This is a genomic window from Luteibacter sp. W1I16 (assembly GCF_050434905.1).
In the GTDB taxonomy this organism is placed as follows: domain Bacteria; phylum Pseudomonadota; class Gammaproteobacteria; order Xanthomonadales; family Rhodanobacteraceae; genus Luteibacter.
Genome location: NZ_JBNDJJ010000001.1, coordinates 246124 through 268491 on the forward strand (window position 1 = coordinate 246124; position 22368 = coordinate 268491).

General features: G+C 65.7%; 22 protein-coding genes. 12 read left to right on the top strand and 10 right to left on the bottom strand.

The genetic code is table 11. From position 1 onward, the window contains the following. Positions 1-145: 145 nt before the first annotated feature. The 4 genes from QFZ41_RS01060 to ndk form a co-directional block, all read right to left on the bottom strand. Positions 146-1111: a helix-turn-helix domain-containing protein gene (locus QFZ41_RS01060; protein ID WP_429197052.1), complete on the bottom strand. Its 966-nt coding sequence runs from the start codon at positions 1109-1111 to the stop codon at positions 146-148. An 89-nt stretch (positions 1112-1200) separates the two neighbouring features. Next, on the bottom strand, positions 1201-1971 hold the full coding sequence (gene pilW / locus QFZ41_RS01065) for a type IV pilus biogenesis/stability protein PilW (RefSeq protein ID WP_429197053.1): 771 nt from the start codon (positions 1969-1971) through the stop codon (positions 1201-1203). Next, complete coding sequence (gene rlmN / locus QFZ41_RS01070) at positions 1961-3085, bottom strand: 23S rRNA (adenine(2503)-C(2))-methyltransferase RlmN (RefSeq protein ID WP_426284695.1); 1125 nt, start codon at positions 3083-3085, stop codon at positions 1961-1963. The genes pilW and rlmN overlap by 11 nt, the downstream gene beginning before the upstream one ends. Positions 3086-3093: 8 nt before the next feature. After that, the gene (gene ndk / locus QFZ41_RS01075) at positions 3094-3519 is read right to left on the bottom strand and encodes a nucleoside-diphosphate kinase (protein ID WP_306846747.1); all 426 of its coding nucleotides are present in this window, start codon (positions 3517-3519) and stop codon (positions 3094-3096) included. A 244-nt stretch (positions 3520-3763) separates the two neighbouring features. Here ndk and QFZ41_RS01080 point away from each other — a divergent pair, with 244 nt between their 5' ends. The 4 genes from QFZ41_RS01080 (at position 3764) to QFZ41_RS01095 (ending at position 9178) form a co-directional block, all read left to right on the top strand. Beyond that, positions 3764-4426: a TetR/AcrR family transcriptional regulator gene (locus QFZ41_RS01080; RefSeq protein WP_429197054.1), complete on the top strand. Its 663-nt coding sequence runs from the start codon at positions 3764-3766 to the stop codon at positions 4424-4426. A 34-nt stretch (positions 4427-4460) separates the two neighbouring features. Then, positions 4461-6830, top strand: coding sequence for a 3-hydroxyacyl-CoA dehydrogenase/enoyl-CoA hydratase family protein (locus tag QFZ41_RS01085; protein ID WP_429197055.1), 2370 nt, complete (start codon positions 4461-4463; stop codon positions 6828-6830). A gap of 51 nt (positions 6831-6881) precedes the next feature. Continuing rightward, complete coding sequence (locus QFZ41_RS01090; RefSeq protein WP_429197056.1) at positions 6882-8090, top strand: acetyl-CoA C-acyltransferase; 1209 nt, start codon at positions 6882-6884, stop codon at positions 8088-8090. Between the two features lie 146 nt (positions 8091-8236). Continuing rightward, positions 8237-9178 carry an MBL fold metallo-hydrolase gene (locus QFZ41_RS01095; protein WP_429197057.1) on the top strand — a complete coding sequence of 314 codons (942 nt, stop codon included), beginning with the start codon at positions 8237-8239 and terminating at the stop codon, positions 9176-9178. Here the strand turns inward: QFZ41_RS01095 and QFZ41_RS01100 are convergent. Beyond that, positions 9156-9491, bottom strand: a complete 336-nt coding sequence (locus QFZ41_RS01100; RefSeq protein ID WP_429197058.1) for a tRNA-binding protein — start codon at positions 9489-9491, stop codon at positions 9156-9158. The genes QFZ41_RS01095 and QFZ41_RS01100 overlap by 23 nt on opposite strands. 1 nt (position 9492) lies before the next feature. Then, complete coding sequence (locus QFZ41_RS01105; RefSeq protein ID WP_429197059.1) at positions 9493-10851, bottom strand: NAD(P)/FAD-dependent oxidoreductase; 1359 nt, start codon at positions 10849-10851, stop codon at positions 9493-9495. A gap of 53 nt (positions 10852-10904) precedes the next feature. On the opposite strand from QFZ41_RS01105, the gene QFZ41_RS01110 reads away from it, so the two are divergent. Then, entirely contained in the window at positions 10905-11429 is a 525-nt protein-coding gene (locus tag QFZ41_RS01110) for a 3-hydroxyanthranilate 3,4-dioxygenase (protein ID WP_429197060.1), read from the top strand. A gap of 106 nt (positions 11430-11535) precedes the next feature. Here QFZ41_RS01110 and QFZ41_RS01115 read toward each other — a convergent pair whose 3' ends face one another. Beyond that, positions 11536-12096 (bottom strand): NUDIX hydrolase, encoded by a 561-nt coding sequence (locus QFZ41_RS01115; protein ID WP_429197061.1) that lies wholly within the window; start codon positions 12094-12096, stop codon positions 11536-11538. 156 nt (positions 12097-12252) lie between these two features. Here QFZ41_RS01115 and QFZ41_RS01120 point away from each other — a divergent pair, with 156 nt between their 5' ends. From QFZ41_RS01120 to QFZ41_RS01130, 3 genes are all read left to right on the top strand, one after another. Continuing rightward, positions 12253-13218, top strand: a complete 966-nt coding sequence (locus tag QFZ41_RS01120) for a transporter (protein ID WP_429197062.1) — start codon at positions 12253-12255, stop codon at positions 13216-13218. 215 nt (positions 13219-13433) lie between these two features. Further along, a complete protein-coding gene (locus tag QFZ41_RS01125; protein WP_429197063.1) occupies positions 13434-14921 on the top strand; it encodes an amino acid permease in 1488 nt (495 codons plus the stop codon). A gap of 90 nt (positions 14922-15011) precedes the next feature. Next, entirely contained in the window at positions 15012-16451 is a 1440-nt protein-coding gene (locus QFZ41_RS01130) for an amino acid permease (protein ID WP_429197064.1), read from the top strand. A gap of 302 nt (positions 16452-16753) precedes the next feature. Here QFZ41_RS01130 and QFZ41_RS01135 read toward each other — a convergent pair whose 3' ends face one another. After that, positions 16754-17086 carry a high-potential iron-sulfur protein gene (locus QFZ41_RS01135; protein WP_429197065.1) on the bottom strand — a complete coding sequence of 111 codons (333 nt, stop codon included), beginning with the start codon at positions 17084-17086 and terminating at the stop codon, positions 16754-16756. Positions 17087-17245: 159 nt separating this feature from the next. On the opposite strand from QFZ41_RS01135, the gene QFZ41_RS01140 reads away from it, so the two are divergent. Genes QFZ41_RS01140 through QFZ41_RS01155 form a run of 4 tightly spaced genes read left to right on the top strand, consistent with a single transcriptional unit; the run spans position 17246 to position 20239 of the window. Continuing rightward, positions 17246-17890 (top strand): methylthioribulose 1-phosphate dehydratase, encoded by a 645-nt coding sequence (locus QFZ41_RS01140; protein WP_429197066.1) that lies wholly within the window; start codon positions 17246-17248, stop codon positions 17888-17890. Next, positions 17887-18456 carry a 1,2-dihydroxy-3-keto-5-methylthiopentene dioxygenase gene (locus QFZ41_RS01145; protein ID WP_429197067.1) on the top strand — a complete coding sequence of 190 codons (570 nt, stop codon included), beginning with the start codon at positions 17887-17889 and terminating at the stop codon, positions 18454-18456. Before QFZ41_RS01140 ends, QFZ41_RS01145 begins: the two co-directional genes overlap by 4 nt. A 54-nt stretch (positions 18457-18510) precedes the next feature. Further along, the gene (gene mtnC, locus QFZ41_RS01150) at positions 18511-19194 is read left to right on the top strand and encodes an acireductone synthase (RefSeq protein WP_429197068.1); all 684 of its coding nucleotides are present in this window, start codon (positions 18511-18513) and stop codon (positions 19192-19194) included. Then, positions 19178-20239: a C13 family peptidase gene (locus QFZ41_RS01155; RefSeq protein ID WP_429197069.1), complete on the top strand. Its 1062-nt coding sequence runs from the start codon at positions 19178-19180 to the stop codon at positions 20237-20239. The genes mtnC and QFZ41_RS01155 overlap by 17 nt, the downstream gene beginning before the upstream one ends. A 183-nt stretch (positions 20240-20422) precedes the next feature. Here the strand turns inward: QFZ41_RS01155 and QFZ41_RS01160 are convergent, their stop codons facing one another. Beyond that, positions 20423-21226 (bottom strand): amidohydrolase, encoded by an 804-nt coding sequence (locus QFZ41_RS01160; protein WP_429197070.1) that lies wholly within the window; start codon positions 21224-21226, stop codon positions 20423-20425. Next, positions 21214-22359, bottom strand: a complete 1146-nt coding sequence (locus QFZ41_RS01165; RefSeq protein WP_429197071.1) for a pyridoxal phosphate-dependent aminotransferase — start codon at positions 22357-22359, stop codon at positions 21214-21216. Before QFZ41_RS01165 ends, QFZ41_RS01160 begins: the two co-directional genes overlap by 13 nt. Between the last annotated feature and the right edge of the window lie 9 nt (positions 22360-22368).

The following is a 22368-nucleotide window of genomic DNA, read 5'->3' on the forward strand; positions in this document are numbered from 1 at the left end:
ACTGCGCTCCGCGCAGCAAAACCAAGGAGGGAACGAGCCCGCGACCGGCCATCGGCGATGGGCGGCGCGGATCAATAGGCAAGGATACCCGAAAAGCACGGGCGGGCGGCGCCGCGCAACGATCGCGCGGCGTGCCGGGGAAGGATCAGAACGCGACCGGGGCAGCCTTGCCGTCGCGAATGTCGACACGGAATCGTGCCACGTTGGCGCGGCGGAACCCGTCGAGCTGCACGGGCTGGCCGTCGACGGCCACCTGGGCGCCGCTGGCATTGCCGATGCGAACATCCAGCGGGGTGTCGCTGCGGTAGGACTTCTGCGTACCCGCCGGGAGGATGCCGTACTCCAGGCGCGAACCATCGGCCGCGGTCACTTCCACCCAGCTGGCAGAAGGCAGGTTCAGCGTGAGGCTATGACCACCCTGCCCGCCGCCAGCCTCCGGCGTCGCCGCCGTGGTCGCCAACGGTGCCTTGGAGGTGTGGTCGAGCGGCGGGAACATCGCCATCGAGGCCAGCAGCGGCTGCTGGTCCTCGGTGTGCTGCTCGGCCGCGGGGACCGGCTTGTTGTCGCTGGTGGCCGCCGTGGCGATCGCGCTCGACGACGTGCTGGCGGGCGCATCCTGCTGCGCCACGGGCGCGGCATCGAGGGGCGCCAGGCGCGCCATGTCGCGGTCGAGCGTGCCACGCACACCCAGCCAGACCATCGGCACGACGATGACCGCGGTCAACACCACGTACGTGGCCGCGGTGATGTAGCGTTCGAGCAGGTAACGCGAGTGGGACACGCCGCCGGTGACCACGAGGTCGGGCTGGCGGGGCGTCAATCGCGCGAGTTCCGCCTGGATGGCCTCTTCGTCGACACCGACGTGACGGCCGTATTTGGAGAGATAGCCGGCGAGGTAGACCTGGTAGTCGATACCACCGTATTCACCGGCTTCCAGCTGGCGCAACAGCCGCGTCGGCAGGCGCAGGGCCTGCCCGCATGCCTCGATGCTGTAGCCGCGGGCTTCGCGGGCCGCGCGAAGGCGCGCGCCGAAACCGCCGGTGCTCCCGGACGAATGGTCGATCAGTACCCGGCCACTGTCTTCGCTAACCGCTTCGAGCTGGGGGTCCATGCTTTGCTCCCTGTCTGCGTTCGGCTCGAGTCCGGCGAACAAATCCTGTTCGCGTCCGTCCCGACCGGAAGAATTCGACGATGCTGTGGTCATTGACGTGCGGTGGCTTCGAGTGCGCGCGCGGGTTCCGAATCCGGGAACTTTTCACGCAAGCGCTTGGCGTAGTCCTGGGCACCCTCCCCGTTGCCCAGACGGAGCTCGATATCGTGACCGAGCTTCAACGACTCCGGACTCGGGTTCCCCAACGCCTCGTAGCGTTGCAGGAAGGCACGGGCCCTGAATGCATCGTTCTTAAGGTACAACACGTGAGCCATCTGATACAGCGCATCCGCGTTATTCGGGTTGCGCGCGACGGCCTTGCGGAAATAGCCCTCGGCCGCGTCGTAATCCTGCGATTGCAAAAGACAGGTTCCGGCGTTGGCCAGGGCGAGGTCAGGCGTTTCGTAGAACGGGTCGGCAAGCGCGCGGTCGAAGAACGGCCTGGCATCCGCCGGGCGGTGCTGCTTGCACAGGAACACGGCGAGGTTGTTGTTCACCGACCCCTTCTTCGGATCGAATTCGACGGCCTTGCGATAGTGCAGCTCTGCGTTGACAGGATCGTTGATGCGCTCGTAGAGCACCGCGATCACCGTGTGCGCCGGCACGTATTTCGGGTCGAACTGGAGCGCCTTCTGCAGCTTCTCCATGGCACCCCTGAGGTCGCCGTTCTGCATGTAGCGCTGGCCGAGCTCGGTATGGACCTCGGCCCCCTTGGCACGGTCGTCGGCGGCCGTCGAGGGTTTCAGCCCCGTGCCGTCCCCCACGCAGCCGGCACACGCGAACGCGAGCGCCGCCAGCATCCCCCACCGCTCAAGCCGCATTCACCACTCCCTCTGCGAGTTTCTTGCGGAATTCCGCCTGGCGGCGGGTGCGATCCACCACCTGGCCCTTCAACTGGCCACAGGCGGCGTCGATATCGTCGCCACGCGTGCGGCGGAGCATCGTCAGCACGCCGGCGTTGAGCAGCTGGGTCTGGAAGGCGCGGATCTCTTCCTGCCCCGAACGCTCGAAACGCGTGCCGGGGAACGGATTGAACGGGATAAGGTTGACCTTGTTCGCCCCCGGAAGACGGCGCATGAACTTGATCAGCTGCCGGGCATGCTCCGGTTGATCGTTCACGCCCTTCATCAGGGTGTATTCGAAGGTGATCGACGTACGCGGCGCCCGGTTGATGTAACGCTCGCAGGCGCCCATCAGTTCGGCCAGCGGATAGCGCTTGTTCAGCGGCACGAGCTCGGTGCGCAGCTCATCGTTGGCCGCGTGCAGCGACACGGCGAGCGAGACGTCACTCTCCGCCGACAGCTTGTCGATCATCGGCACGAGGCCGGCCGTGGACAACGTGACGCGCTTGCTGGCCAGGCCGAAGCCGAGGTCGTCGCGCATCAGGCTCATCGCCTTGACCACGTTGTCGAAGTTCAGCAGCGGCTCGCCCATGCCCATCATCACGACGTTGGTGATGCGGCGCTGCTGGTGCGGCACGTTGCCCAGGTGCTTGGCCGCGACCCATACCTGGCCGATGATCTCGGCGGTAGACAGGTTGCGCGAGAAGCCCTGGGTCGCCGTGGAGCAGAACTGGCAGTTCAGGGCGCAACCGACCTGGGACGACACGCAGAGCGTGCCCCGGGTCGGCTCGGGGATGTACACGGTTTCGATGGCGTTGCCGCCATCCATGCCGAGCAGCCACTTGTGGGTGCCGTCGACCGCGGCCTTCTCGAACACGGTCGTCGGCGGCCCGATGTAGCAGGTGGCGCTGAGCTTTTCGCGAAGTGCCTTGCCGACGTCGGTCATGTTCTCGAAATCGCTTTCGAGACGGTGGTAGATCCACTTCATGACCTGCTCGGCGCGATACGGCTTCTCGCCGATCTGGGCGAAGAACTCGCGCAGACCCTTGCGATCGAAGTCGAGCAGGTTGACCTTTTCGGCGGGCGTATTCACGGCGTCACTCAGTGCGAAACGACATCCGAGTCGTTGAAGAAGAACTTGATCTCGATCGCGGCGTTCTCGGCGGAATCCGAACCGTGAACGGCGTTGGCGTCGATCGAATCGGCGAAGTCGGCGCGGATGGTGCCGGCCGCGGCTTCCTTCGGGTTGGTGGCGCCCATGAGGTCGCGGTTCTTGAGGACCGCGCCCTCGCCTTCCAGCACCTGGATCATCACCGGGCCGGAGATCATGAACTCGACCAGCGCCTTGAAGAACGGACGCTCCTTGTGCACCGCATAGAAACCTTCGGCTTCTTCACGGGTCAGCTGCTTCATCTTCGCGCCGACGATCTTGAGGCCGGCCTTCTCGAAGCGGGCAAGGATTTCACCGATGACGTTTTTCTTGACGGCATCCGGCTTGATGATCGAAAGGGTGCGCTCCAGCGCCATACGGGTGCTCCGGGAAATGGAAAAAGGACAGGAAAATCTGCCAGGGTCCGTGCGGACGCCCGGTGAACGTTTGGGGCCAAAGCCGTCCGGAATGACTGACTTAGCTCACGAAATCTTGACAGATTCTAGCTCAATCGCAAGTCGTTTGCAGGCATGTGCGGTCGCAGATTGACCCGCCCGGGCAGCCGGGCGTACTCTCAAACGATCGTTTGATTCAAACCACCCGCCTCCGGAGTCCGCCGACATGACGAGCGCACCCTACGCGTCCCGCGAACGCAGCACGAAGGAGCGGATCCTCGGGGCCGCCGAGGCCTTGTTCGCCACCCACGGATTCGCCGGGGCCTCACTGCGCCAGGTCACGGCCGCGGCCCGGGTCAACCTGGCGGCGGTGAATTATCACTTCGGCTCGAAGGACAAGCTCATCGAGGAGGTGTTCCGGCGCCGCCTGGACGAACTCAACAGCCGCCGCCTGGCGGCCCTGGGCAGGATCGCCGGCAAGGAGGACACCCGCCTGGAGGACGTCCTCGACGCCTATATCCGCCCCGCGCTCGACCTGTCGCGCGTCGACGGCGGCGGCGCGGCCTTCGTCCGGGTCCTCGCCCGGGCTTATGCCGAACACAACGAGACCCTGCGCCGGTTCCTCTCGGACAACTACGGCCACGTGCTGCGCCAGTTCGCCGGCGAGTTCGCCCGCCTGCTGCCGGGCCTGGCCAAGGAAGAGATCTACTGGCGCCTGGACATCGTCACCGGCGCCCTCACTTACGCCATGGCCGACTTCGGCATCATCCAGCGCAAGAGCGACGTCGCCGAGCGCGACCACCGAGAAACCGCCGCCGAGCACCTGATCCGCTTCGCCGCCGCCGGCCTGCGCAACCCATCCGTTTCGAATTCCCCGGCCAGCCGCTGACCGGGGAACGATTCTTGAGCTATCGGAGAACACCATGACCGCAACACCGTTACGCATTCGCAAGGCCGCGGTACTCGGCGCCGGCGTCATGGGTGCGCAGATTGCCGCGCACCTGACGAACGCCAACGTCGAGACCGTGCTGTTCGACCTGCCCGCGAAGGAAGGTCCGAAGAGCGGCATCGCCATCAAGGCCATCGCCAACCTCGCGAAGCTCTCGCCGGCGCCGCTGGCCGACAAGAACCTGGCGGCGGCGATCATCCCGGCCAATTACGAGGAAGACCTCGCCCTGCTGGCCGACGTCGACCTGGTGATCGAGGCCATCGCCGAGCGGATGGACTGGAAGCTCGACCTCTACACGAAGATCGCGCCCCACGTATCGAAGACGGCGGTCCTGGCCAGCAACACGTCGGGCCTTTCCATCAATGGCCTTGCCGAAGCCCTGCCGGAAGAAATGCGCCACCGTTTCACGGGCGTGCACTTCTTCAACCCGCCGCGCTACATGCACCTGGTCGAACTGATCCCGACCCGCCTCACCGAGAAGAGCGTGCTCGAAGGCCTCGAAGCCTTCCTCACGACCACCCTCGGCAAGGGCGTGGTGTACGCGAAGGACACCCCGAACTTCATCGGCAACCGCATCGGCGTGTTCTCGATGCTGTCCACCATGCACCACACGGAGAAGTTCGGCCTGGGCTTCGATACCGTCGACGCCCTGACCGGCCCGGGCATCGGCCGCCCCAAGAGCGCCACCTTCCGCACGGCGGACGTCGTCGGCCTGGACACTCTGGCGCACGTGGTCAAGACCATGAGCGACACCCTGCCGGACGATCCCTGGCACGCGTACTTCCAGCCTCCGGCCTGGCTCAAGGCGCTGATCGAGAAGGGCGCGCTCGGCCAGAAGACCGGCGCGGGCGTCTATCGCAAGGCCGGCAAGGACATCCAGGTGCTCGACCTGCAGAAGCAGGACTACCGGGTCTCCGAACAGAAGGCCTCGGACGAGGTCTCCGCCATCCTCGCCATCAAGGATCCCTCGGAGAAGTTCGCCAAGCTGCGCGCCTCGTCCGACCCGCAGGCGCAGTTCCTGTGGGCGGTCTTCCGCGACCTGTTCCATTACACCGCTTACCACCTCGCCGACATCGCCGACACCGCGCGTGACGTCGATTTCGCCATCCGCTGGGGTTACGGCTGGAAGCTCGGCCCGTTCGAGATCTGGCAGTCCGCCGGTTGGCAGCAGATCGCCGGCTGGATCGCCGAGGACATCGCCGCGGGCAAGACCATGAGCAACGCGCCCCTGCCGGCCTGGGTCACCGATGGCCGTAGCGGCGTGCATGGCAAGGCCGGCTCCTACTCGGCCAGCGCCAACGCCGAGAAGCCGCGTTCGAGCCACCCGGTTTACGCCCGCCAGGCCTTCCCCGATCCGATCCTCGGTGAGAAGTTCGACCAGGGCAGCACGGTCTGGGAGAACGACGGCGTGCGCCTGTGGCATGCGGGCGACGACATCGGCGTGATCTCGTTCAAGACCAAGATGCACACGGTCAACGACCAGGTGCTCGACGGTATCCAGCATGCGATCGGCCTCGCCGAACAGCAATTCCGTGGCGTGGTGCTCTGGCAGCCGTCCGAGCCGTTCTCTGCGGGCGCGGATCTCAAGGGTGCGCTCGGCCTGCTGCAGGCGGGCAAGCTCGCCCAGTTCGAGGCGATGGTGGCGAACTTCCAGGCCACCAGCATGCGCATCAAATACTCTCTGGTGCCCGTGGTGGCGGCCGTTCGCGGTCTCGCCCTCGGCGGTGGCTGCGAATTCCAGATGCATTCGGCACGCACCGTCGCCGCGCTGGAAAGCTACATCGGTCTCGTCGAGGCTGGCGTAGGCTTGCTGCCGGCGGGCGGTGGCCTGAAGGAACTGGCCGTGCGCGCCGCGCAGGAAAACCCGGACGATCCGTTCGAGTCACTGAAGAAGGTGTTCGAGACGGTGGCCATGGCGAAGGTCTCCGCCAGCGCGCTGGAAGCCAAGTCGCTGGGCTTGCTGCGCAAGGACGACATCGTCGTCTTCAACAACTACGAACTGCTCCACGTGGCCAAGGCACAGGCCAGAGCGATGGCCGAATCGGGCTACCGTCCGCCGCTGCCCGCCCGCGCCATCCCTGCCGCGGGCGACGTCTCCACCGCCACGTTCAAGTCCTCGCTGGCGAACCTGGCCGAGGGCTATTTCGCCTCCGCCCACGATATCGAGATCGCCAGCCGGATCGCCGACACGCTGTCGGGCGGAAAGATCGAACGCGGCTCGCCGGTCGATGAAGCGTGGCTGCTCGCCCTGGAACGCCGCCACTTCGTCGAACTGGCGCAGACCGAAAAGACCCAGGCCCGTATCGCGCACACGATGACGACGGGGAAGCCGCTGCGTAACTGACGCGCCACGCGCTCTTACGCATCCGACCTCCTCACTTAAAGGAACCACCCCATGAGCAAGCAAGTGCAAGACGCCTATATCGTCGCCGCCACCCGCACCCCGGTAGGCAAGGCGCCGCGCGGCGTGTTCCGTAACACCCGTCCCGACGACCTGCTGGCCCACGTGATCCGCGCCGTGATCGAGCAGGCGCCGGGCATCGATCCCGCCCTGATCGCCGATGCCATCATCGGTTGCGCGATGCCGGAGGCCGAGCAAGGCATGAACGTAGCGCGCATCGGCGTGCTGCTGGCCGGCCTGCCCGAGCAGGTACCGGGCGTCACCATCAACCGGTTCTGCTCGTCCGGCGTGCAGGCCATCGCCATGGCCGCGGACCGCATTCGCCTCGGCGAAGCGGACCTCATGCTGGCCGGCGGCACCGAGTCGATGAGCATGGTGCCGATGATGGGCCACAAGATCGCGATGAACCCCGCGATCTTCGAGAACGATGAAAACCGCGCCATCGCCTTCGGCATGGGCATCACGGCCGAAAAGGTCGCCGAGCGCTGGAAGGTCAGCCGCGAAGACCAGGACCGCTTCGCCCTGCAGTCGCACGAGCGCGCCTTCGCGGCCATCGCCGCGGGTGAGTTCAAGGACGAGATCACCCCGTTCCAGCTCGACGACCGCTATCCGGACCTCAAGAACCACAGCGTCCGCGAGGATCGCCGGATCATCGACACCGACGAAGGCCCGCGCAAGGACACCTCGCTCGAGGTACTCGGCAAGCTGCGCCCGGTGTTCCGCAACGGCCAGTTCGGTGGTTCGGTGACCGCGGGCAATTCCTCGCAGATGTCCGATGGCGCGGGTGCCCTGTTGATCGCCAGCGAAAAGGCCATCAAGGACTACGGCCTCACTCCGCTCGCACGCTTCGTGGGCTTCTCGGTCGCGGGCGTGGCACCGGACGTCATGGGCATCGGCCCGAAGGAAGCCATTCCCAAGGCCCTCAAGCAGACGGGTATCACGCAGGACCAGCTCGACTGGATCGAGTTGAACGAGGCCTTCGCGGCCCAGGCCCTGGCGGTCATCCGCGACCTCGGCCTCGATCCGGCCAAGGTGAACCCGCTCGGCGGCGCCATCGCCCTGGGCCACCCGCTGGGCGCCACCGGCGCCATCCGCGCCGCCACGCTGATCCACGGCCTGCGCCGCCGCAAGCAGAAGTACGGCATGGTCACCATGTGCATCGGCACCGGCATGGGCGCGGCGGGGATCTTCGAGGCGCTCTGACCGGGCGTTCCAACCCTTGTGGGAGCCGATTCATCGGCGATTCCGCGGCAGCGGGCCAGTCCGAGTCAAGGCCCCATTCGCCGCTGAAGCGGCTCCCACACTAAGCCCAAACACAAAGCCCCCACCGCTGCATTAGTCTTGGCGCCATGCACGGCATCCACACCATCGACACCGGCTTCGGCCGCCCATCGTTCGACGCCGCCTACCTCGTGGTGGAACGCGGTCGAGGCGCCTTCATCGACAGCGGCACGACGCATTCGCTACCGCGCTTCCTCGACGCCATCGCGGCCGCCGACCTGGAGCCACGCGACATCGACTGGGTGATCCTCACCCACGTCCATCTCGACCACGCCGGCGGCGCCGGCGAACTCATGCGGCACCTGCCCAACGCCATGCTCGCCGTGCATCCGCGCGGCGCGCGGCACATGGTCGATCCCTCGGTCCTCATCGCCGGCGCCAATGCCGTCTACGGCGAAGACGTCGTCCGCCGTCACTACGGCCAGATCGTTCCCGTGGAAAAGGACCGCGTGATCGAGGCCGAGGATGGCTTCGTCGTCGACCTGGCCGGACGTGCCCTGCTCTGCCTCGATACCCCCGGCCATGCGCGCCACCACATCGCCATCCACGACGAGCGCGCGAACGCGTTCTTCACCGGCGATGTCTTCGGCCTGTCGTATCGGGAACTCGATTCGTCCGGCGGTCCGTTCATCATTCCGACGAGCTCGCCGGTGCAGTTCGAGCCCGACGCGGCGCACGCGTCCATCGAACGCATGCTTCGCTACGAGCCGGAGGCGATGTACCTCACCCATTTCGATCGCGTCACCGACGTGAACAGGCTCGCCAACGACCTGCACGAACAGATCGATGCCATGGTGGCGATCGCGAGGCGGCACGCGACGGCGGACGATCGCGAGCAGCGGATCGCGGCGGACTTCACCGACCTTTACGTCGACCGCGCGCACCGCCAGGGCGTGACGCTGTCGAGGGAAACCATCATCGAGCTGCTGCAAATCGACATCCGCCTGAACGCCCAGGGCGTCGTCGTGTGGCTGGATCGGGAAGGCGCTAGGCCAGTCGCGTCCCGTTAGGTACCGGGCGCTCCGTCGTGGTGATCACCACGCCCTCTTCCGTATGGAATCCCGTCAGCAGGAATTGCGAGCGGAAGGGACCGATCTGCTTCTCGGGGAAGTTGATCACGCCGACGATCTGCTTCCCGACCAGTTCCTCCGGCTGATAGATGGACGCCACCTGGGCACTGGTCTTCTTTTCGCCATGCGGCCCGAAATCGACCCATATCTTGTATGCGGGACGGCGTGCTTCCGGAAAAGCCTCGGCGCGCACGATGGTGCCCGCCACCAACATCACCTTCTCGAAATCGGACCAGCTGATTTCCTCGCTCATTTCATCCTTCCAGTCGCGACTTGAACCAGTCGCGCAGTTCATGTTTCCAGTACGTCCCCTGTGCAGCCAGGTAGCCGAATGGCCGGTGCACGGGCTCCAGGCCGAAGCCTGCGTACGCGTCCAGGGCGGGTTCGCCCGCGGCGATCGCATCGGCCAATGCCTCACCCGCCGCGCAGGTCGGCGCGAGTCCGTGCCCACCGAATGCCTGGGCGTACCAGAGGCCGTTGCCGTGGGTACCCACCTGTGGCATCTCGTGACGAGCGTAGCTCATCAAGCCCGACCAGGCATGCTCCACGCGCGCGTCCTTCAACGCGGGAAAGACGCGCAGCATGTCGCGCTTCAACAGGCGTTGCACGGCACGCGGTGAACGGTCGCGTATCGAAATACGGCCGCCCCACAGCAGGCGCGTGTCGGGCAAGGGCCGATAATAATCGAAGGCGAAGCGCGTATCGTAGATGGCCGCGCGCGTGCGCAGGCACTCGGCCAGGCGCTCGCCCAACGGCTCCGTCACCATCACATAAGTGGCGATGGGCAACACCGCCCGATCGATCCGCCGGTCGAGCCCGGCAAGGTAGCCGCCACAGGCCAGGACGACGTTGGGCGCCTCGATCTCCGCATCGCCCACGCGCAGGATCCAGCGCGGCCCCCTCCGCTCGAGCATGCGCACCCGGGAACCTTCATGGATCGCCACGCCGGCCTTTTCCGCCGCATGCGCCAACCCGCGGGCATAGGCGAGCGGGTCGATGTGCAGCGCGTTCCGTTCATACAACCCATCGTGGTAACGGGCACTGCGGACGAACTCATGCATCGCGTCGGCGGGGATCCACTGCCAGTCGGTGTCGTAGCGTTCGGCGAGCAGGCGCTGCCGGGAGCGCAAGACATCGCCGTCGCGGAACCAGTTGGCCCAGACGACACCGGCATCCACAGCATCGCAATCGATCGACAGGGCGGCGATGCGTTCGCGAATGAGATCGACCGCATCCACCGTGCGCCGGTAGAGCGCCCTGGCGCGTTCCGCGCCCACCTTCTCCAGCAGTGCCCGCTCGCCCAGTGAGTACCCGGCGAAGACGAAGCCGCCATTGCGACCCGACGCTCCGTAACCGATCGACTTCGCCTCGAGCAACACGACGTCGCGTATGCCCCGCGCGGCGAGACCGACCGCGGTGTTGAGCCCGGCGAAACCGCCGCCCACGATGACCACGGACGCGTCGCGACGGCCCTGCGGCGGCGGGCGAAGCGTGGGTGTCGCGATTCGATCGTGGTACCACGACGGCATGAGGCGTCGATTATCGGGGGACGGAACGTTGTTGTACGACACGGCGGAGCAACGCGAAAGGGCTGGATATCCCATGGAAGTCATCAGGCTCCCACGGCGGAGTATGATCTTCCGGACTTCCCGAGCCGTACCATGCGATGAGCCTCCTCCCACCGATCGACCTGCAGCGCTGGATCGACGAGAACCGCGCCTTGCTCAAGCCGCCCGTCGGCAACAAGTGCATCGTCGACGGCGATTTCATCGTCATGATCGTGGGGGGGCCGAACGCGCGCACCGATTACCACTACGACGAAGGTCCGGAGTTCTTCTACCAGCTCGAAGGCGAGATGGTCTTGAAGGTGCAGGATGATGGCGAGGCGCGCGACATTCCGATCCGTGCGGGCGAACTGTTCTACCTGCCGCCGAGGGTTCCGCACTCACCGCAGCGGATGCCCGACTCGATCGGCCTGGTGATCGAGCGGCGCCGGCTGGCGGGGGAAAAGGACGGACTGATGTGGTTCTGCCCGAACTGCAACCACAAGCTGTTCGAACAGTATTTCCCTCTCGGTAGCATCGAAACCGATTTCCCGCCGGTGTTCGAAACCTTCTACCGCTCGCTCGACGCCCGCACCTGCTCCCGGTGCGGCACCGTGCATCCCGCCCCGGCACGCTATTCCGCCTGAAAACCAGGTGGGAAGCCGCTTAAGCGGCGATGGGTGCTTGCCTCAACCTGGCCCGCTGCCGCGGGATCGCCGACAAGGTCGGCTCCCACAAGATCCATAGCTCGCGTCAGGTATTCGCTGGGCTGCCAACGGTCATCCACTTGGCGGCCATGCGGCGCAGGGATTCGTCGGATGATGGATCAGCCGCGATGTCGGCAACCGGCCGCCAGGCCAGCGCGAGCGATTCCTCGTTCACCGTGAATGCTTCGTCTCCCTTGGCGACCACCACGTAGCGCACGTCGTAATGCCAATGGGCGGGCTCATCGCCGCGGGCGGGGATCAGGTGCCGATCCAGGTCGAAAATGCGGGGAAGCACCTCCAGATCGCGAAGGCCCGACTCCTCCTCCGCCTCTCGCAACGCCACGGCGGCGAGATCCGCGTCGCCATCCGCATGCCCACCGGGCTGCAGCCAGCGCCCCAGCTTGCGATGGAGCATGAGGAGCACGCGCTTTCCGTCCGCACTCACCAACCAGGCCGATCCCGTGAAGTGCCCTGACCGCGTTTCCCGATGGAACGGCTGCGGCTGCTCGTCAAGCCAGCGGACGAATCCGATGGCGGCCGCTTCGTCCGGCCAGCGCGCCACGTAATCGAGAAAGGCCTCGTGCAAGGCCTGGTTTGTCGTGTCCATGGGGGAATACCTGCTGAGGTCGCGGCATTTTCGCACGCCATTTTGGGAGTTGTCCGATGTCGCCCAGGCCAAGGGCCTGCCTACGATGTCTCCGGGGCGCACGACGCGCTTCGCCCACACCCGCAGCACCCGCTGTGTACCGCAAGGAAGGCACGCATGTCGCACTATCCAACGATCGCCCTCACCGCGGCCCTCGCCTGCATCACCCCGTTGGCCGCATCAGCCACCGATGCCCATGGCGAAGCGAACTTCACCGGGCCCCTGGTGACGCCGGCCGTCAATTCGATGCCGGCGGGCATGCTCAACATCGAACCGTACCTCATCCATACCAATACCCGCGGCAGCTACGACAACGCGGGCGGCCGCAGGGAGCGCAAGCCCACCGTGCGCCAATGGCAGGTGGCGATGCCGATCACGTATGCGTTCACCGACACGCAGTTCGTGCAGCTGACCCTCAACGCCTCGCGCACTTCCGGCGATGGCCTGCATTCCGACGGCATGCGCATGGGCGATTCCGCCATCCGCTTCCAGCAACGCCTGCGCGGGCCGGATGCCGACGGCGGTGGGCTCGTTCTCGCACTGGCGCTCCAGCAACGCCTGCCCACCGGCAAATATCACCAGCTGGATACCAACCCGCTCAACGGCACCGGCAACGGCGCCACGCGCACCACCATCGCTTTCGGCGCCCAGCAGTTGCACTGGCTGGAGGGCGGCCACGCCCTGCGCTGGCGAACCCAGTTGGCCTGGAGTCCATCGCCCGGTCGCGTTCGGGTCCGCGACAGCAGCGTCTACGGGACACAGAGGGGCTTCCGCGGCCAGGCGAGGCCGGGCCAGGCGTGGAACGCGTCGGTCGCTGCCGAATATGTACTCGATCCGCGCTGGGTGCTGGTCGGCGAAGCCATCTGGAACCGAGCCAGCGCCATCACCCTTCGCGGCAGGGCCGGCGGTGGTACCCCGATGGCACAGAGGCTCGCGCCCAGCCAGGAGTTCAGCCTCGCTCCGGCGGTCGAATACCACTTCAATCCGAACCTGGGCCTCATCGCCGGTGTCCAGTTCACGGTGGCCGGGCGAAATACCGCCGATTACGTGGCGCCACAGGTGGCGCTGAACATGGTCTTCTGAACACCGCGCACGCGTATGCACAACCGCCGCAAGTCATGGTCGACACCCGCACCCTGCGCATGCAATGCCTTGGCAGGCCTCGCAATGCAGCTTGTACGGCCGATGCCCGCTGGGCTATGGTGCCGTGCCAGCGCTTCAGGGCAGCGGCGTGTCCACCGTAACTCACGCGGCGGTCCCAATAATAAAAGGCTACATTCCGGCAGTAGGGGAGACACATGTTGAAACACCTGTTCGCGACGCATGCCATCGAGGCCGCGCCGCACGTAGACGCTGGTGAACATATCGAAACCGGCGCGCATGGAGGCGAGCTCAAGCGGGTCCTTACCGCGAAGCACCTCATTCTCCTCGGCGTCGGCGCCGTCATCGGTGCGGGTATCTTCGTCATCACCGGCCAGGCCGCCGCGTTGCACGCCGGTCCCGCGCTGGTCATCAGCTTCCTCATCGCCGGTTTCGCCTGCGCCCTCGCCGGCCTGTGTTACGCGGAATTCGCGGCGATGCTCCCGGTTTCCGGCAGCGCCTATTCTTATTCGTACGCCACGCTCGGCGAATACGTCGCCTGGTTCGTGGGTTGGAACCTGGTCCTCGAATACCTGTTCGCCGCCGCGACCGTCGCCGCGGGCTGGTCGGGCTACTTCAACGAACTGCTGGGCCTCATCGGCCAGACGACCGGCAGCAACCTCGCCCTGCCAGCCGCCCTCGCCTCGGCGCCATTCCAGTTCGTCGAAGGACACATCCAGGCCACCGGCACCCTGATCAACCTTCCCGCCGTGGTCATCATCGCGGCGCTTTCGGGCCTGTGCTACGTCGGCATCACCCAGTCGGCCTTCGTCAACTCCATCATCGTCGCGATCAAGGTCACGGTGATCCTGCTGTTCCTGGCCTTCGCCATCCAGGTGATCAATCCCGCCAACTGGCACCCGTTCATTCCGGAAGCCGAAGGTCCTGGCACGTACGGCTGGGGTGGCATCTTCCGCGCCGCGACCATCGTGTTCTTCTCCTACGTGGGTTTCGACGCGGTATCCACGGCCGCGGGCGAGGCGAAGAACCCGCAGCGCGACATGCCCATCGGCATCCTCGGTTCACTCGCGATCTGCACGGTGCTGTACATCGCCGTGGCACTGGTACTCACCGGCATCGCCCCGTTCCGCATGCTGAACACACCGGAGCCAGTCGCCACCGCGCTCGGCCTGTATCCGCACCTGTCCTGGCTGAAAGCCATCGTCGTGCTCGGTGCGATCACCGGCCTGTCCTCGGTCATCCTGGTGATGCTGATGGGCTTGCCGCGCATCTTCTTCTCGATGGCGAAAGACGGCCTGCTCCCGCAGACCTTGGCCAGGGTGCACCCGAAGTTCCGTACCCCGTACATCGGCACGATCATCGTCGGTGTCGCCGCGGCCGCCATGGCCGGCCTGTTCCCGGTCAGCGTGCTCGGCGAACTGGTCTCGATGGGAACCCTGCTCGCCTTCGCCACGGTCTGCATCGGCGTCCTGATCCTGCGCTACACCCGACCCGACCTGCCGCGCAGCTTCCGCGTCCCGTTCGTGTGGCCGATCTGCATCATCGGCGCCCTCGCCTGCGTCTACCTCTTCTGGCAGGCTTTCGAGGAACACTGGCGCCTGATGATCGGCTGGATCGTGATCGGCCAGCTGATCTACTTCGGCTACGGCTACGCGCACAGCAAGCTGCGCAAGTCGCTCGGCTGATCGAAGCGACGAGGGAAAGGCCGGCGGATGTCCGCCGGCCTTTCCGTTCACGGCATCCTTTCCACGCTCCTCCCCACTTCCAGGCTGTCCATGCTCCAGCAGTTGCTCGCCAAGAAAGCGCCCCAGGCCGAACCCGACGACGCGCACGGCCCCGCCCTGCGCCGCACCCTCGGCCCATGGGGCCTGACGGCACTGGGCATCGGTGCGGTGATCGGCGGCGGCATCTTCGTCATCACAGGCGTCGCCGCGGCGGAACACGCCGGCCCCGCGATCATCCTGTCCTTCATCCTGGCGGCCATCTGCAGCACGTTCACCGCGTTGTGCTACGCCGAGTTCGCCTCGCTGATCCCGGTTTCGGGCAGCGCTTATTCCTATGCCTATGCCACGCTCGGTGAAGGCGCGGCCTGGTTCATCGGCTGGAACCTGATCCTCGAGTACGGCGTTTCCGCATCCGCCGTGGCCGTGAGCTGGACGGGATACTTCGTCAGCCTGCTCGACCATGTGGGCATCCACATCCCGCCCGCGCTGACCAACGCGCCGGTGGACTGGGTCGACGGCCACGTCGTGCTCACGGGCGCCCTGTTCAACCTGCCCGCCGTAGGCATCACGCTCGCCCTGACCTGGGTCTGCTATGTGGGCATCAGGGAATCCGCCGGTATCAACATGGCGATGGTGCTGCTGAAGACCGCGCTCATCATCGTCGTCATCGTCGTGGGCGCGAGCCACATCGACACCGCGAACTGGCACCCGTTCATCCCCGCCAACCAGGGCGGCGACAAGTACGGCTGGTCCGGCATCCTGCGCGGCGCGTCGATGGTCTTCTTCGCCTACATCGGTTTCGAGGCCACCTCCACGGCGGCGCAGGAATCGAAGAACCCGCAACGCGACATGCCGATCGGCACGCTCGCCTCGCTCGGCATCTGCACGGTGCTCTACATCGCCATGGCGGCCGTGCTCACGGGCCTCGTTCCCTTCGGCCAGCTGGGCACGTCGGAACCTGTTGTCACCGCCATCCGCCAGCACCCGGAACTGGGCTGGCTGCGTGGCATCGTGGAAGTCGGCGCGTTGATCGGCCTGTCCTCGGTGGTTCTCGTGATGATCATCGCGCAGCCGCGCATCTTCATGATCATGGGACGAGACGGCCTGATGCCGAAGGTCTTCACCACGATCCATCCGAAGTACCGCACGCCGCACATCAACACCGTGATCACGGGCCTGGGCATCGCCTTGCTCGCCGCCGTGTTCCCGCTGAACGTGCTCGGCGACCTCACCTCCATGGGCACGCTCGTCGCGTTCTCGGCGGTGTGCGCGGGCGTGATGATCCTTCGCAAGACCGCACCCGACTTGCCGCGCACGTTCCGCGTGCCGTGGGCCCCCGTGACGTGCGTGCTCGGCATTCTCAGCTGCATCGGCCTGTTGTGGTCCATGGGCATCCGCAACTGGGTGCTGATGGGCATCTGGACCCTGCTCGGCGTGCTGATGTACACGGCCTACGGCTATCGCCACAGCCGTCTCAAGCGGCAGGCCTGAGCCTTGGCCGCCAGCCAGGACGCCACTTAGGCGACCTGATGAGCTATTGATCTTAACTAGTTGTTAATGAATGACTTTCTAGAAAAGTTCGCACGTCATTCAACTGCCATTGGCCGGTCACCACCGGAGGGGAGTATCATCCCGAGTCCGCGGGTATATCACTTGGCAGTGGGCCCCGGATTGCCGCCCAGCGCGTCAGGCGGGTCAGCTCCTCGGCCTGGCGCGCTTGGGCTGCATTTTTAAGATCGGCATGAAAAAGGCCAGCCCGAGGGCTGGCCTTTGTCGTTCCAGCCGAGGCCGGATCAGATCATCACGGCGTGGGAAACGCACCAGCCCTTGGCCGCCACGGCCTTGCCCGGGAAGAGCTGGCAGGGCCCCCAGGCAGCGCCAGCCTTGCCCTGGTAGAAGTTGCAGTTGAAGCAGGCGTCCTTGGGATCCTTCCTGCCGGCGGCCTTGCTCGCGTCCTCCGTGTACTTCAGGGCCGAAGCGGTCGGATCCGAGGGTGACAGGTGCGGCAGATCCTGGGCCTGGGCCCGGCCCGGCAAGGTGCCCAGGACGGTGGCTGCCGCCACGCCACCGGCGGCGGCCTTGAGGAAGCGCCGGCGCCCCTCATTATTCTCATCGTGTTGCGACATAGGTGAACCTCCGTCGATAGTGGACCGGAAGCCTGGGGCCTCCGGTGCTGGCGGTGATCCTACCGTCTTCGGCCAAAAACGAGTGGTTCGCATTAATCGTGCAAGGCCGCCGGAAGCCCGCATGTTATGATTCCGCCTTGTTTGGACGTCCAAATCCCCATGTCGAAGACCTTCCCCACCGTCGATCCCGCCGTGCTTGCCGAACGCGCGGACGCCATCGCGGACGCAGCCCGTGAACTGGCCGCGTTCGGCTGGACCCCGGCGACGAGCAGCAATTTCTCGATGCGGATCGACGAGGAACTCGCGGCCATCACGATCTCCGGGCGCGACAAGGGCCGCCTCGGGCGCGACGACATCATGGTCGTCGACATGTCGGGCAAGGCCGTGGGGTCGGACCACCGCCCGTCCGCAGAGACCGGCCTGCACACGCAGGTCTACCGCCGCTTCCCCGGCGCCAAGGTGGTGTTGCACACCCATTCCCGCACGCAAAGCGTGGCCTCGAGGCTGTTCGCCGCGCAAGGACGGGTGCACCTCGAAGGCTGGGAGCTGCAAAAGGCCATTTCCGGCTACACCACGCATGAAAGCGTGCTCGACATCCCCGTATTCCCCAATACCCAGCACATGCCCGAGCTGGAAGCGCAGGTGGACGCCTGGATCGACTCGGGAAAACCGCTCTACGCCTACCTGATCGACGGGCATGGCATCTACACCTGGGGCCGTGACATGGCGGAGACCCGCCGTCACCTGGAAGCCCTGGAATTCCTGTTGGGCTGCGAACTCGACCTGAGGAGGCTTTCCCCATGAGCCGTCTGCGTATCTACGACGACAACAAGAACGATGCTCCCATCGCTACCTACGGGGACCACGCCGACATCGCCCGCGCGCTGAACGCGGTCGGCGTGCGTTTCGAACAATGGGAAGCCAGCCAACCGATCGCTCCTGGCGCGAGCCAGGAGGAAGTCATCGCCGCGTACCGCGCCGACATCGACCGCCTGATGACCGAGAACGGTTACCGGTCGGTGGACGTGATCAGCCTCAAGCCCGATCACCCGGATCGCGAAGCGTTCCGCCAGAAGTTCCTGAACGAGCACACGCACAGCGAGGACGAAGTGCGCTTCTTCGTTGCCGGCGCCGGTCAGTTCACCCTGCACATCGACGGCAAGGTGTACGAGGTGCTTTGCGAAAAGGGCGACCTCATCGGAGTACCCGATGGCACGCCGCACTGGTTCGACATGAGCGAATCGCCCTACTTCGTGGCGATCCGCCTGTTCACCAACACCGAAGGCTGGGTCGCCAATTTCACCGGTACGGACATCGCCGAGCGCTTCCCGCGCATGAGCCCGCACACCTCGGCCATGACCGTATCGTAAGCGCGTCCCGTCGTTTATCCTGCGGATACTCCCCGATCCGCAGGTTTGTCCCGCATGTCCGATATCCGCGCCGTCCTCACCGACATCGAAGGCACCACGAGCTCGATCGACTTCGTCAAGGACGTACTCTTTCCGTATGCCCGCAAACACCTGCCGGCTTACGTCGAGACGCACACCGACGAAGCCGAGGTGCAGCACTGGCTACACGAGGCCGCGAAGGAAGCGGGCATCATGGAAGCCACGCGTGGCGAGATCATCGACATGCTGATCCGCTGGATCGACGAGGATCGCAAGTCCACGGCACTCAAGGCCCTGCAAGGCATGATCTGGCGTGAAGGCTACGAGTCCGGTGTCTATGTGTCTCACATGTATCCGGAAGTCGCCGACCGGCTGCGCGCCTGGCAGGCGCAGGGCCTGAAGCTCTACGTCTATTCCTCGGGCTCCGTGCCCGCGCAGAAGCTGCTGTTCGGTTTCACCCAGAATGGCGACCTGACGCCGCTCTTTTCCGGCTATTTCGATACGCAGACCGGGCATAAGCGCGAGGCGGAATCGTACCGCCGGATCGCCGACGCCATCGGCCTGCCGCCCGGGCACGTCCTGTTCCTCTCGGACATCAAGGAGGAGCTGGATGCCGCGCGCGATGCCGGCATGCGCACCACGCAACTCGTCCGCCCCCCGCTGACCCTGAGCGACAGCGGGCATCCCGCCGTCACCGACTTCCATGCCATCACTCCTTGATCCGCGCCGGCGGACGGCGATCTACGTACTCGCCTCGTTCGCCGCGGGCGTCCTGCTGACCGTCGGCTTGCTGCGTCATGGGCCCGATCCGCTCACGGCCCGCCCCGCCCCGGTCACGGCGGCACCCGTGCCGGCGGCTTCCGCGCCCACGGGCGCATCGTCCGCGCCGGCGGTCGCGGCATCCGCCGCGCCGGACGCCGCCGACGCGAGCGGCGTCGAGTTGGACGCGAGCGCGTGGCCGGACGATGCGCCGACACCGGAACAGGTCTTTTCGGCCCAGCCGGAGGCCGTCCGCAAGGCCATCGGCCAACTGGCGCCGCGCACGCGCGGCAAGCCGAACGTCTACGCCATCGCGTTTGGCGGCGACGGTTCCGAGGACGTCTTCCGCAACGAAGCGGAGTATGTCGACGCACTGATGTCGAGCCGCTTCGACAGCCCTGGACACACGCTCGTCCTCGAAAACAATCCGGCGACCCTTTCCACGCACCCCCTGGCGAGCTGGACGAACCTGGAGGCCGCGCTCGACGGGCTGGCGAAGGTGATGGACCCGCGGGAAGATGTCCTTCTGGTGTATGTCGCCACGCATGGCGGCAACGACCATTCGCTGCTGGTCGACATGGACCCGATTCCCCTCGACCAGCTAGATCCCGACGGCTTGGCGGAGATCCTCGGAAAACACACCTTCCGCTGGAAGGTGGTGGTGGTCAACGCCTGCTATTCAGGTGGCTTCGTTCCGAAGTTGCGCGGCACCGGCACCCTGGTGCTGACCTCGGCGCGCAGCGACCGCACCTCGTTCGGTTGCGGCGCGGACTCGGACATCACCTACTTCGGCCGTGCCTGGCTCGTCGATGGATTGAACGCCACACCCGACTTCGTCGATGCGTTCGGCAAGGCCAGGACCGAGATCGCCGCGTGGGAAGCGAAGGAATCACTGGAAGCTTCGGAGCCGCAGATCGACGTCGGCGCGGGTATCGAGAACAAGCTGGCCGCGTGGCGCAAGACGGCGAAGATCGGTCCGGTGGTGCCGTTCAAGGCTGCCAGATAAGGGAACCTGTCGCCGCTGAAGCGGCTCCCACATTTGAAGCGGCTCCCACATTCGGTTCCATCGGCGCCATCGCCGACAGGGTCGGCTCCCACCAGTCAGCGATAACCTGGTGGGAGCCGACCCTGTCGGCGATGGCACTTGGTGGAACCTGCCCGGTGGGAGCCGCTTCAGCGGCGATGCTCTTCAGACCGAGGTATCCAACGAAAACCGGTCGGCGTCCATCCATGCCGGGAAGCGCTCGCGGTGCGCCATCAGCGGCGCCGGGTCCAGCACCACCGTGATCACCTGTTCCTGCGTGCCCAACTCCACCAGCGGCTCGCCTACCGGATCGATCACCGCGCTGTCGCCCGCGTACGGCAGATCGTTGCCGTCGACACCGACGCGATTCACGCCGATCACGTAGCACAGGTTCTCGATCGCCCTGGCGCGCAGCAAGGTGCGCCAGGGCTGCCTGCGCGGTGCCGGCCAATTGGCTACGAACAAAGCCAGGTCATAATCCATCCCGCCCGCCGATGCTTCACGGCGGCCGTTGCGCAACCACACCGGGAATCGCAGGTCGTAGCAGACCTGCGGCAGGATCCGCCAGCCCTTCAACTCGACGATCAGCCGTTCGTTGCCACCGCCATAGCGTGTGTGCTCGCCGGCCATGCGGAAAAGATGGCGCTTGTCGTAGTACGCGAGTGAACCGTCCGGCGAGGCCCAGATCAGCCGGTTGTAGACGGTATCGCCGTCGCGGATCACCAGGCTACCGGTAATCGTGGCGTTCACTTCGCCGGCGAGCGCGCACATCCAGGCGACGCTGGGACCATCCATGAACTCGGCATTTCCCAACGTGTCGTTGGTGAAACCCGACAGGAAGGTCTCCGGAAGCACGATGAGGTCGCTGGGGGCGGCATCGCGCACAAGCGCGCCGTAGTAGTCGCGATTGCCGGGGGCGTCGTGCCAGCGTGTCGCGCCCTGGACGAGGGTGATGGTCAGAGTTTGCACAGGAGCTCCGCGGCGGCTTCCATGGTGGCGTCGTTCTTGGCGAAGCACAGGCGGACCAGTCGCGTGTCCGGTGCGCTTTCGTAGAACGGGCTGAGCGGAATGACGGCCACGCCACCCTCGCGGACCAGCCATTCGCTGAAGTTGATGTCGTCGACATCGCGGATGGCGCTGTAGTCGACGAGTTGGAAGTATCCGCCCGGGACATCCAGCAGTTTCAGGCGTGACGGCTTCAACAGGTCGCGGAAGCGGTCGCGCTTGGCCTGGTAGAAGGCAGGCAGATCGAGGTAATGCCCGGGCGTGGATTCGAGGAATTCCGCGAACGCCCACTGAGCAGGGTTGAACGTGCAGAACGTGAGGTATTGGTGCACCTTGCGGAACTCGGCCGTGAGCGCTTTGGGCGCGATGGCGTAGCCGACTTTCCAGCCGGTGCAGTGGTAGGTCTTGCCGAACGAAGACACGACGATGCTGCGCGCGGCGAGTTCCTCGTGGCGCAGCACGCTCTGGTGCTCGTGGCCGTCGAAGACGATGTGCTCGTACACCTCGTCAGAAAGCACCACGATCGGCGTATTCCGGACGATGGCCGCCAGTTCGTCGAGATCGCCCCGCGAGAGCACGGCGCCCGAAGGATTGTGCGGCGAATTGATGAGGATCATCCGCGTCTTCGGGGTGACCGCGTCACGCACGCGCTGCCAGTCGATCGCGAAGGCCGGCAGGGTCAGCGGCAGGTGCACGGCGGTCGCGCCCTGCAGCTCGATCGCCGGCTCGTAGCTGTCGTAGCACGGATCGAAGACGATCACTTCGTCGCCCGCGCGGACCAGGGCCGCGATAGCCGAGAAAAGTGCCTCGGTGGCACCGGAGGTCACCGTGACCTCGGTGTCGGGACTCACGCGATGGCCGTAGAGGCGCTCGGTCTTGATCGCGATCTGCTCGCGCAGCTTCGCGATGCCGACACCCGGCGCGTACTGGTTCTTGCCTTCGGCCATCGCGCGGGTGATCGCGTCGCGCAGGGCCTCGGGCGGTTCGAAGTCGGGAAAGCCCTGTCCCAGGTTGACCGCCTTGTGCTCCACGGCCAGCTGGCTCATGACGCTGAAAATCGTGGTGCCTACCTTGGGGAGCTTGGTTTCGAGCTGCATCGAACGCCC

Excerpts from the sequence above, each read along its gene's own strand:
- QFZ41_RS01060 (WP_429197052.1), bottom strand. The coding sequence starts at position 1,111 with ATGGACCCCCAGCTCGAAGCGGTTAGCGAAGACAGTGGCCGGGTACTG.
- pilW (WP_429197053.1), bottom strand. The coding sequence starts at position 1,971 with ATGCGGCTTGAGCGGTGGGGGATGCTGGCGGCGCTCGCGTTCGCGTGT.
- ndk (WP_306846747.1), bottom strand. The coding sequence starts at position 3,519 with ATGGCGCTGGAGCGCACCCTTTCGATCATCAAGCCGGATGCCGTCAAG.
- QFZ41_RS01080 (WP_429197054.1), top strand. The coding sequence starts at position 3,764 with ATGACGAGCGCACCCTACGCGTCCCGCGAACGCAGCACGAAGGAGCGG.
- QFZ41_RS01085 (WP_429197055.1), top strand. The coding sequence starts at position 4,461 with ATGACCGCAACACCGTTACGCATTCGCAAGGCCGCGGTACTCGGCGCC.
- QFZ41_RS01090 (WP_429197056.1), top strand. The coding sequence starts at position 6,882 with ATGAGCAAGCAAGTGCAAGACGCCTATATCGTCGCCGCCACCCGCACC.
- QFZ41_RS01095 (WP_429197057.1), top strand. The coding sequence starts at position 8,237 with ATGCACGGCATCCACACCATCGACACCGGCTTCGGCCGCCCATCGTTC.
- QFZ41_RS01100 (WP_429197058.1), bottom strand. The coding sequence starts at position 9,491 with ATGAGCGAGGAAATCAGCTGGTCCGATTTCGAGAAGGTGATGTTGGTG.
- QFZ41_RS01105 (WP_429197059.1), bottom strand. The coding sequence starts at position 10,851 with ATGACTTCCATGGGATATCCAGCCCTTTCGCGTTGCTCCGCCGTGTCG.
- QFZ41_RS01110 (WP_429197060.1), top strand. The coding sequence starts at position 10,905 with ATGAGCCTCCTCCCACCGATCGACCTGCAGCGCTGGATCGACGAGAAC.
- QFZ41_RS01115 (WP_429197061.1), bottom strand. The coding sequence starts at position 12,096 with ATGGACACGACAAACCAGGCCTTGCACGAGGCCTTTCTCGATTACGTG.
- QFZ41_RS01120 (WP_429197062.1), top strand. The coding sequence starts at position 12,253 with ATGTCGCACTATCCAACGATCGCCCTCACCGCGGCCCTCGCCTGCATC.
- QFZ41_RS01125 (WP_429197063.1), top strand. The coding sequence starts at position 13,434 with ATGTTGAAACACCTGTTCGCGACGCATGCCATCGAGGCCGCGCCGCAC.
- QFZ41_RS01130 (WP_429197064.1), top strand. The coding sequence starts at position 15,012 with ATGCTCCAGCAGTTGCTCGCCAAGAAAGCGCCCCAGGCCGAACCCGAC.
- QFZ41_RS01135 (WP_429197065.1), bottom strand. The coding sequence starts at position 17,086 with ATGTCGCAACACGATGAGAATAATGAGGGGCGCCGGCGCTTCCTCAAG.
- QFZ41_RS01140 (WP_429197066.1), top strand. The coding sequence starts at position 17,246 with ATGTCGAAGACCTTCCCCACCGTCGATCCCGCCGTGCTTGCCGAACGC.
- QFZ41_RS01145 (WP_429197067.1), top strand. The coding sequence starts at position 17,887 with ATGAGCCGTCTGCGTATCTACGACGACAACAAGAACGATGCTCCCATC.
- mtnC (WP_429197068.1), top strand. The coding sequence starts at position 18,511 with ATGTCCGATATCCGCGCCGTCCTCACCGACATCGAAGGCACCACGAGC.
- QFZ41_RS01155 (WP_429197069.1), top strand. The coding sequence starts at position 19,178 with ATGCCATCACTCCTTGATCCGCGCCGGCGGACGGCGATCTACGTACTC.
- QFZ41_RS01165 (WP_429197071.1), bottom strand. The coding sequence starts at position 22,359 with ATGCAGCTCGAAACCAAGCTCCCCAAGGTAGGCACCACGATTTTCAGC.